This window comes from Intrasporangium sp. (genome assembly GCF_030452765.1).
GTDB lineage: Bacteria > Actinomycetota > Actinomycetes > Actinomycetales > Dermatophilaceae > Intrasporangium_A.
This window is the reverse complement of record NZ_JAKDLO010000178.1, coordinates 1-8,930: the sequence shown is the minus strand read 5'-3', so window position 1 is coordinate 8,930 and position 8,930 is coordinate 1. Positions and strand designations below refer to the sequence as shown.

General features: G+C 72.3%; 9 protein-coding genes. 2 read left to right on the top strand and 7 right to left on the bottom strand.

Annotated features, from left to right (window positions below):
• Both L0H79_RS18070 and L0H79_RS18065 read right to left on the bottom strand, forming a co-directional pair.
• On the bottom strand, positions 1 to 1,692 hold a 1,692-nt coding region (locus tag L0H79_RS18070; protein WP_301486035.1), incomplete at its 3' end, for a sigma-70 family RNA polymerase sigma factor.
• Positions 1,693 to 1,984: 292 nt separating this feature from the next.
• Positions 1,985 to 2,932: a methyltransferase domain-containing protein gene (locus tag L0H79_RS18065; protein WP_301486034.1), complete on the bottom strand. Its 948-nt coding sequence runs from the start codon at positions 2,930 to 2,932 to the stop codon at positions 1,985 to 1,987.
• An 87-nt stretch (positions 2,933 to 3,019) separates the two neighbouring features.
• On the opposite strand from L0H79_RS18065, the gene L0H79_RS18060 reads away from it, so the two are divergent.
• Both L0H79_RS18060 and L0H79_RS18055 read left to right on the top strand, forming a co-directional pair.
• On the top strand, positions 3,020 to 3,334 hold the full coding sequence (locus L0H79_RS18060; protein WP_301486033.1) for a hypothetical protein: 315 nt from the start codon (positions 3,020 to 3,022) through the stop codon (positions 3,332 to 3,334).
• 131 nt (positions 3,335 to 3,465) lie between these two features.
• Positions 3,466 to 3,972: a MarR family winged helix-turn-helix transcriptional regulator gene (locus tag L0H79_RS18055; RefSeq protein WP_301486032.1), complete on the top strand. Its 507-nt coding sequence runs from the start codon at positions 3,466 to 3,468 to the stop codon at positions 3,970 to 3,972.
• Positions 3,973 to 4,112: 140 nt separating this feature from the next.
• Here L0H79_RS18055 and L0H79_RS18050 read toward each other — a convergent pair whose 3' ends face one another.
• From L0H79_RS18050 to rsmA, 5 genes are all read right to left on the bottom strand, one after another.
• On the bottom strand, positions 4,113 to 4,475 hold the full coding sequence (locus L0H79_RS18050; RefSeq protein ID WP_301486031.1) for a glyoxalase: 363 nt from the start codon (positions 4,473 to 4,475) through the stop codon (positions 4,113 to 4,115).
• Positions 4,476 to 4,657: 182 nt separating this feature from the next.
• Positions 4,658 to 4,936, bottom strand: a complete 279-nt coding sequence (locus tag L0H79_RS18045) for a type II toxin-antitoxin system Phd/YefM family antitoxin (protein WP_301486030.1) — start codon at positions 4,934 to 4,936, stop codon at positions 4,658 to 4,660.
• Between the two features lie 72 nt (positions 4,937 to 5,008).
• Positions 5,009 to 6,889, bottom strand: coding sequence for an ABC-F family ATP-binding cassette domain-containing protein (locus tag L0H79_RS18040; RefSeq protein WP_301486029.1), 1,881 nt, complete (start codon positions 6,887 to 6,889; stop codon positions 5,009 to 5,011).
• Positions 6,890 to 6,949: 60 nt separating this feature from the next.
• Positions 6,950 to 7,912, bottom strand: coding sequence for a 4-(cytidine 5'-diphospho)-2-C-methyl-D-erythritol kinase (locus L0H79_RS18035; RefSeq protein ID WP_301486028.1), 963 nt, complete (start codon positions 7,910 to 7,912; stop codon positions 6,950 to 6,952).
• Positions 7,909 to 8,928 carry a 16S rRNA (adenine(1518)-N(6)/adenine(1519)-N(6))-dimethyltransferase RsmA gene (gene rsmA / locus L0H79_RS18030; RefSeq protein WP_301486027.1) on the bottom strand — a complete coding sequence of 340 codons (1,020 nt, stop codon included), beginning with the start codon at positions 8,926 to 8,928 and terminating at the stop codon, positions 7,909 to 7,911. Before rsmA ends, L0H79_RS18035 begins: the two co-directional genes overlap by 4 nt.
• Positions 8,929 to 8,930: the final 2 nt, after the last annotated feature.

The following is an 8,930-nucleotide window of genomic DNA, read 5'->3' as shown; positions in this document are numbered from 1 at the left end:
GACCGGCGGCGTGGACGTGGACGTCTGCGTCGGCGGGATGGTGATCGTCTCGGTCGAGGTCGGCGGGCTCGTCGTGACCGGCGGCGTGGACGTGGACGTCTGCGTCGGCGGGATGGTGATCGTCTCGGTCTCGGTCGGCGTACCCGTGTCGCTCGTGCCCGGTGTACCCGTGTCGCTCGGGCTCGGCGTCCCCGTCTGCGTCGAGGTCAGGGTCTGTGTCGTCTCCGGCGGACTGGTCGAGGTGGTGGGCTGCGTCGGGGAGATCGGGGGTGACGTCGACACGGACGGACCTGTGGTGCTCGTCGGTGGCACGACAGGACCGACGCCGCCGTTGCCGGAGCCCGACCCGTTGCTCCCACCGGATCCGCCGAAACCATTGCCGCCACCGGAGCCACCGGACCCGTTGCCGACGCCGAGGCGATCCCACGGCAACAGGCCACCGACGAGTCCCCCGGCCCCGGCTCCCGCGCCCTGTCCCGCGATCGAGCCCGGTACCTGTCCGGGCGCCGCTCCGCCCGAGCCCCCAGCACCGCCCGGGGTCGCACCCGAGGTGGCACCGCCCGCGGTCGGATCCGCCCCCGGCGCGGAGCCGGTCGGCAACCCCTGGGCACCGGGCATCCCGCTCCCACCCGTCGCGACGCCGGCCGTGGCCGGGCGGCCCGGCCCCTGCTCGACGCCCGGCAACGCCGCGACAAGGCTCGCGCCGACGACTAACGCCGCCGCCACCGACGACGCGACCGCTGTGACCTGCTGTCCGACGACCACGACCTGGCCCGAGGCGCCGGCGCCCGCCGAGCCGTCCGGCCTGACCGGCGGCGTCGAACCACCGACGGAACCGCCCGCCAGAGCACCCGACCCGAGCCCCAGCAGCGTCCCCCCCGACACGAAGCCCGGCGTCGAGACACCCGCGAGCAGGACGAGCGGCACGAGCAGGGCCCGGAAGCCCGAGTTGATCTCGGTCAGCTCGGCCGCGACCATCGTCGCGTGTGAGCACTGCGCGAGGTGCTTGCGGACCCGCTCGTCCTGCCGCTTCGGCAACCGGCCGCGCACGTGCGCGCCGAGGTGATCGATCGTCCAGCGGCACTCGTCACTGTCAGCGGCCGCGGCGCCGCGGCTCGCGTGCGCGTCGAGGTAGTGCGCGCGCAGCGACTCGCGCGCACGCATGGCCCGGGCAGACACGGCGTTGGCAGACATCCCGAGGACCGGCGCGAGCGTCCGCGGCGCCTCACCCTCGACCGTCGTGTGCCAGAGGACCCGCTGGTCGCGCTCGGACAGCCCGGCGAACGCCTCGCGCACGAGGTCTGCGTCGATCCCCTCGCCGGGGTAGTCCTCGATGACCGGATCGGTCAGCGACTCGAGGTCGTCGCTCTCGGCGGGGACGACCCGCAGGTCGCGTCGGGCGTTGTCAACGGCTACGGTCTTGACGGCGGACAGGAAGTATGACCGGAAGTGCTCCTCCGGCCCCTTGCCGGCCTGGACCAGTGCCAAGACCCGAGCGCTGGCCTCGGCGACGATGTCCTCGGCGGACGAGCGGCCACGGTAGCGCGAGGCGACCGCATAGGCGGCCGGCAGATGGCGACGCCAGAGCTCGCCGTACGCCTCGGAGGACCCCGCCCGCGCCTTCGCGAGCAGGTCGATATCGGCCGCCGACGACCACGCGTCGCTCGACCACAGGGTCACGTCAACCGACAAGCGCTATTCCTTCGGCAAACCACCACGGCCACATACTGCTGCCCAGTGTGCCAAGCCCGACGCGCAACCGTCGAATTTCGGCAGATGAGGGAGGTCGGTCTCCCGGGTGGCCCCCTCCACAACGCCACCCGGAAGACCGAGATCCCCTTGACGGTCCCGAGCCTGTCGCAAACCCGTTGGCACCCCTCCCCTGACTACGCGGGGCCGCGGTGGTCCGTCAGATGTATGACGCTCTCGACCGCGGATCATGACGGGATTTCTGAGATTCTTCGAGATTCTTTTTCGATGCCGCTCAGGCGCCCTGGGTCCGGGCCAGCGCGAAGATCCTGGAGAAGGGGAAGATCACCCCGAACGGCCGCCGCGGATAGGCGCGTTCGAGCTCAGCGGCATACGTCTCGATGAAGGTGTCGCGCTCCGGGCCCTCGGGCAGGATGCCGAGCACGGGCCGCAAGCCCGTCCCCTTGACCCACTCCAGAACGGGATGCGGCTCGCCATCCCCGGCGGGCAGGACCTGCTGGTAGGTCGTCTCCCACACGTCGACGTCAGGGGCGAGGCCGAGCAGGAGGGCGGCATACGTCTCGGGCTGGGCGACGGCCTCAGCGCGGGCGAGCCCAGGTCGCAGCTGTTCGGCGCGGGGATGGCGGGAAGCGACCTCGCGCATCAGCCGATGGGAGGGCGCGGCGAAGTTGGAGGGCACCTGCATCGCGAAGACACCCCCCGGGGCGAGCCCGGCGACCCACTCGGGTACGAGCCGCAGGTGGGTCGGCACCCACTGGAGGGTCGCGTTCGTGACGAGGATGTCGACGGGGCCCCCGGTCGAGCGCGGGTCCCACTCCTCGGCGCTCGCCTGCACCCACTCGACCCGGCCGGCGGCGTCGAGCGAGCGGGCCTTCGTGAGCATCTCCGCGGAGCTGTCGATCCCGACGACCCGGGCACCCGGCCACCGGTCTGTCAGCGCGAGCGTCTGGTCGCCGGGGCCGCAGCCGAGGTCGACGACCACACGTGGGTCGGCCGTGAGGGCGGCCTCGACCCGGGCGAGCAGGTCACGCATCGGGCGCCCGCGATGGTCGGCGAACCGCTGGTACTGCTCCGGGCTCCAGCCGGCATCGGTGCTGTGCGTCCATGTCGGACCTTTCGTTCGACGGTTCGTCAGCTCGCCTCGCTCCCACATGTCCATCGCGACCCCTGACTCATGAAGCGTAGTAGTTTTGTAGTCGTGGGCGAAGTAGACTGGCGGCATGGTGCGGAGCACATGTGGGATCGCCACCAGGTTGCCGTACCCGAGGCCCACGAAGCCATCGCTGACATCGATGCCGTGTGGTGAATGATGAACGCGAGGCATGACGTGGAGGTCGTGCAGGCCGAGTCCGAGACCAGCAGGGATGCCTCGATGCCCGAGCACGTGCGAGGGCAGCGACGCGGCCAGTCGGTGGTGCAGTCTGTGCGTCTGCCGGCGGCCGAGTTCGCCGACATCGAGCGGCTCGCCGCCGAGCTCGACGTCCCGGTCAGCGCTTTGATCCGGGGTTGGGTACTGGCCGGGCTCGCCGACGAACGCGGCACGTCGCTGCACAGCGCCATCGAGCGCCTCGTCGCAGACGCCGAGCGGCTTCGGAGGCTCGCGGCCAAGAGCGAGGTCGCCTGATCGTCCACCCCCGAGGGCTGATGCGCCTGCCGTGGATCCGGATGGGTCAGTTCGACGGGCTCACCCCTGAAACCGTCGATGTTCCTGAGAACCCTTGATGTCAAGACTCTTGACGTCCGTAGGCTGGGCTCATGGGCCGCGAGCGCGACGACGTCGACGAGATCCTCGCCGCGTGGCGCCGGGAGCGGCCGGATCTCGACGCCGCTCCGCTCGAGGTCCTGTCCCGGGTATCGCGGCTCGCGCGACGGCTCGACCTGGCCCGCGGCACGGCGTTCTCTGCGCAGGGTCTGCAGGGTTGGGCCTTCGACGTGCTGTCCGCGTTGCGCCGCGCCGGCCAGCCGTACCAGCTGTCCCCCGGCCGGCTCCTCCAGCAGACCCTCGTCACGAGCGGCACCATGACCAACCGAATCGACCGGCTCGAGCGACGCGGGTTCGTCGAGCGCCGGCCCGACCCCAGCGACCGGCGCGGCGTCCACGTGCGGCTCACCGAGGCCGGCCGTGAGGTCGTCGACCGCGCGCTGGCCGAGCTCATCGCTCAGGAACGCACGATGCTGGCCGACCTGTCCGCCGCCGATCGGCAGACCCTGGCCGGGCTGCTGCGCCGTCTGCTCGTGCCGCTGGAGGTCGGCGAGCCCTGACCGGGCTGGCGCCGGTGCGACCGACCGGGTCGGGCCGGGCCTGGCCGGTCCCGCGCGTGGGATGCGGCGAGCAACCGGCAACCTCGACGGTTACGACCGTCGATCCTTGCGCTTGTTCGGTGGGTCGTACTGACCACGGTTCAGCGGGCGGCCTGCTGGAACTCGAGCCGGTTGCCGACCGGGTCACTCGTGTGGAACCGGCGCAGCCCGGGGATGTTGTCGTCCCAGCTGACCGGCGCCCCGGTTGCCGCGACCGCCCGGGCGAGCGCCTCGATGTCGGCGACGGCGATGCCGGGGTGGGCCTTGCGCGCGGGGCGGAAGCCGTCCTCGATCCCGACGTGGATCTCGGCTCTGCCGGCCCGGAACCACGCACCGCCGCGGACTCGCAGCAGCTCGGGCTTGTCGACCTCGGTCATCGCGAGCACGCCGACGTAGAACTCGCGCATCCGAGGCTCGCAGCCGGCCGGCCCGGAGACCTGGACGTGGTGCAGTGCCATCTCCATGGGGCTCAAACTATCTTGATGCCGAGATACCTTCAATGGTGTCGATCGATCTCGGCGCCGGTCGAGAGCATCGCCCCTGCATCGCGCCAGGGACGTACCGAGCACCGGCAAGGTTCGCTGGTTGCAACCGTTCGACTGCGCGGTGGGGCTGATCACCAGCGCGTAGCGGCCCGGATCGGGCGTCACGCACTGTGCCGACGTCGCTCGTTCATGACCTCGGCGAGCCGAGCCTCGGACTCGCCCTCGCCACGTGCTAGCTCCGTGTCCGAGGCCGCGAGTCGCCGGAGCGTCTCAGGCTCGGACAGGATGGCGAGGGACTCCTCGAGGGACTCCAGGTCGTCCGGTGCGATCAACACGGCCGAGGGCATGCCGTGCACGGTGACCGTGACTCGCTCGTGCTGGGCGTGCACCCGCCCGACAAGCTCGGACAGATGGGCCTTGACCTCGGCAAGGGACTTCACGTGGTCACAAGTCTGACCACAAAGCCCGCCCGTGTCGAGCGATGATCGCTGTACCCGTGTCCGGCTCCCGCCTCAGCCGACGACCTCCGCCGCATCCAGCCACTCGCTCTCGAGCTGCTCTCGCTCGGAGACGAGCGCCTGCAGCCGGGCGCCGAGGTCGGCGAGCGCTGCCGGGTCGGTCGCCTGCTCGACCATCTCGACGTGGAGCCGCTTCTCTCGCTCATCGAGGCGCGTCAGCTGCTTCTCGATCCGGGCCATCACCTTGCGCGCGTCGCGCTGCTCCGCCGCGCTGGGGGCATCGCTGGCAGCATCATTCGACGGTATGCCGCTCGCCGGGCCCGTGGACGCCCCGCTGGGATCCGTGGGGGTGACCGCGCCGTGGGACGGCAGACGCTCCGGTGGTGACGTGACGGAGCGACGCAGACGCAGGTACTCGTCGACCCCGCCCGGCAGGTCGCGCAGCCGCCCGTCACCGAGGAGGGCGAGCTCGTGGTCGCAGGCCCGCTCGAGCAGGTACCGGTCGTGGCTGACGGCGATCAGGGTGCCGGCCCAGCCGTCGAGGACGTCCTCGAGCGAGGTGAGCGTCTCGATGTCGAGGTCGTTGGTCGGCTCGTCGAGGATCAGGACGTTCGGCTCGGTCAGCAGCAGCCGGGTCAGCTGGAGGCGGCGTCGCTCACCGCCGGAGAGGTCACCGACGCGGGCCTGCTGGCGTCCGCCGGCGAAGCCGAGCCGGGTCGCGAGCTGCCCGGCGCTGATCTCCTTGCCGCCGAGCGTGGTCCACTGCCGGACGTCCTCGATCGCCTCGATGACCCGCCACGACTCGAAACGCTCGAGCTCGCCGACCTCTTGGGTCAGGTGGGCGATGTGGACGGTCTTGCCGACCTTGCGGCGTCCGGCCGCGAGGGCCTGCTCACCGGTCAGGGCGCGCAGCAGCGTCGACTTGCCCGCGCCGTTGACGCCGACGATCCCGACCCGCTCGCCCGGGGCGAGGCGCCAGGTGACCCGGTGCAGGATGGTGCGCTCCTCGGGTGGCTCGCCGAGCACGACGGTGGCGTCCTCGAGGTCGATGACGTCCTTGCCGAGGCGCGTGGTGGCGAAGGCGGTCAGCTGGGCCGTGTTGCGGGCGTCCGGCTCGTCCGCGATGAGCGCATTGGCCGCATCGATGCGGAACTTGGGCTTGCTCGTGCGGGCCGGGGGCCCGCGGCGCAGCCAGGCGAGCTCCTTGCGCATCAGGTTGGCGCGGCGGTCTGCGACGACGGAGGCGAGGCGGTCTCGCTCTGCGCGCGCGAGGACGTAAGCGGCATACCCACCCTCGAAGGCGGTGACCCCGCCGCTCTCGACCTCCCAGGTGAGGGTCGCGTAGGCGTCGAGGAACCACCGGTCGTGCGTGATGGCGACGGTCGCGTTGCCGGGGCGGGGCCGCTGGTTTGCGAGGTGGTCGGCGAGCCAGGCGACGCCTTCGACGTCGAGGTGGTTGGTCGGCTCGTCGAGCAGGAGCACCTCGGGGTCGTCGACGAGCAGCCGGGCCAGGGCGAGCCGGCGCCGCTCGCCGCCCGACTTCGGGCCGACGGGCTCGTCGAGCCCGCCGACGCCCTGCCCCTCGATGCCGCCGAGCAGGCCGGTCAGGACGTCACGGATGCGCGGGTCGCCGGCCCAGACATGCTCGGGACGATCCCGCAGGACCGCCTCGCGGACGGTCCAGGCCGGGTCGAGGGTGTCGTCCTGGGCGAGCATGCCGACCCGGATGCCGCCCTCGCCGCCCTGTCGGGTCATCCGGCCCCCGTCGGGTTCCTGCAGGCCGGCCATGACCCGGAGCAGGGTCGTCTTGCCGCCGCCGTTGACGCCGACGACCCCGATCCGGTCACCGGTCAGGACGCCGATGCTGACGTCGTCGAGCACGTGCGTCGTGCCGAAGACGAGGGAGACCGTGTCGAGGGAGATGAGGTTGGCCATCGGGGCTTTCTGTGGTGCGGCTCGAGTGCGGTGCCGTTCTCGCGTCCGGGTGTCCGCGCGTCAGCTGTGGACGTTCGATGCCGGCGTGCGGGGGGCGGGGACGACGTGGGCGCCCGGGACCGGCCCCTTGGCCCGACGGATGTCATGGCACAGGGCGGCCGCCGAGAGTGAGACGGACAGGTCGAGGGCTGCCTCGTGGCTCGCGGTGAGGAAGGCGACGGTCGGCCCCGACCCGGACACGATCGCACCGAGCGCGCCGAAGTCGATCCCGGCCTCGCACAGGTCACGCAGCGCGGGCCGCAGGGCGAAGGCCGCCTCCTGCAGGTCGTTGCCGAGCGCCGAGCCGAGTGCCTGCGCGTCGCCGCTGCGCAGGGCCGCCATGATCCGGGAGCTGACCCGCGGCTCGGGCACGGGCCCGTCCATCCACTGCTCCCGGAGCCGGTCGATCTCGGCGTACACGGCAGGCGTCGACAGGCCCGTGCCGCTGACCGCGAAGACCCAGTGGAAGGTGCCGCGGGCCAGCACGGGTGTCAGCTGCTCGCCGCGGCCCGAGCCCATCAGGTTGCCGCCCGTGAGCGGGAAGGGCACGTCGCTGCCGAGCTCGGCGGCGAGCTCGGCCAGCTCGGCCCGGTCGAGGGCGAGGCCCCAGAGCTGGTCGCAGGCGAGCAGTGTCGCGGCGGCGTCGGCGGAGCCTCCGGCCATGCCACCGGCGACCGGGATCTCCTTGTCGATCCGGATCGTCAGTGCCTCGTCGACCCGGCCGCGTTCCGCGACGAGCCGGGCCGCGCGGACGGCGATGTTGTCGGGGGCTGCGGGCACGAGGTCTGCGTCGTGACCCGCCGCCACGACCTCCCAGTCGTCGGACCGCCACACGCTCACCTCGTCGTGCAGCGACACGGCCTGGAACACCGTCGCGAGGCCGTGGTAGCCGTCTGGTCGCCGCGGCCCGACGCGCAGCTCGAGGTTGACCTTGGCCGGCGCGCGGACGGTGACGACCTCGGGCAACGTCGAGACGGTCGTCATGCCGTCACCTTAGGCGGGTCGGCCGGGCCACCGACCTGACCCGGTGCCGCGGCACCTGCCTGGGTGGCGCCTGACTGGCCGCGCGCCTCCGCGTTCGCCTGGTCCTGCGCCTGGTCCTGCGCCGGGGCGTGCGCCTGGGTGTGCGCCGGGGTGTGCGCCTCGGTGTGTGCCTCGGCGATCCGGGCGAAGGCCGCGATGTCGAGTTGCTCGCCGCGCGTCCTCGGGTCGACACCGGCCGCGACGAGGGCCGCCTCGGCCGCCTCGGCCGAGCCCGCCCACGATGCGAGCGCCTTGCGCAGCGACTTGCGCCGCTGCCGGAACGCCGCGTCGATGCACCGGAAGACCTCCTCGCGTGAGGCCGTCGTCGACGGTGGGTCACGCCGGACGAGCGAGACGAGGCCCGAGTCGACGTTCGGGGCCGGCCAGAAGACCGTACGGGCGACGCGGCCGGCCAGCTCCACGTCGGCATACCAGGCCGCCTTGAGGCTCGGCACCCCGTAGACCCTGCTCCCCGGTGTGGCAGCCAGTCGCTCGGCGACCTCGAGCTGGACCATGACGAGCACCCGCTCGATGCTCGGGAAACGTTCGAGGAAGGACAGCACGACCGGCACCGAGACGTTGTACGGCAGGTTCGCCACGAGGGCGGTCGGGGTCGGCTTCGGCAGCCTCGTCACGGTGAGGGCGTCGGCGGCCACGAGCCGGAGCCGGTCGGCATGCTCGGGCTGCAGGCGCGCCACCGTGTCCTCGAGCGTCGCGGCCAGCCGCGGGTCGACCTCGATCGCGGTGACGTGCTTGACCGCCGGAAGCAGGGCCAGCGTCAGCGAGCCGAGCCCGGGGCCGACCTCGACGACGACGTCATCCGGGCCGACGCCGGCGACCCGGACGATCTTGCGGACCGTGTTGGCGTCGATGACGAAGTTCTGGCCCCACTGCTTGGTCGGGCGGAGCTCGAGCTGGGCGGCAAGGCGACGGATCTCGGCGGGGCCCAGCAGGGCGGAGTCGGCGGCCGAGATCATCC

Excerpts from the sequence above, each read along its gene's own strand:
- L0H79_RS18040 (WP_301486029.1), bottom strand. The coding sequence starts at position 6,889 with ATGGCCAACCTCATCTCCCTCGACACGGTCTCCCTCGTCTTCGGCACG.
- rsmA (WP_301486027.1), bottom strand. The coding sequence starts at position 8,928 with ATGATCTCGGCCGCCGACTCCGCCCTGCTGGGCCCCGCCGAGATCCGT.
- L0H79_RS18035 (WP_301486028.1), bottom strand. The coding sequence starts at position 7,912 with ATGACGACCGTCTCGACGTTGCCCGAGGTCGTCACCGTCCGCGCGCCG.
- L0H79_RS18050 (WP_301486031.1), bottom strand. The coding sequence starts at position 4,475 with ATGGAGATGGCACTGCACCACGTCCAGGTCTCCGGGCCGGCCGGCTGC.
- L0H79_RS18065 (WP_301486034.1), bottom strand. The coding sequence starts at position 2,932 with ATGCCGCCAGTCTACTTCGCCCACGACTACAAAACTACTACGCTTCAT.
- L0H79_RS18055 (WP_301486032.1), top strand. The coding sequence starts at position 3,466 with ATGGGCCGCGAGCGCGACGACGTCGACGAGATCCTCGCCGCGTGGCGC.
- L0H79_RS18060 (WP_301486033.1), top strand. The coding sequence starts at position 3,020 with ATGAACGCGAGGCATGACGTGGAGGTCGTGCAGGCCGAGTCCGAGACC.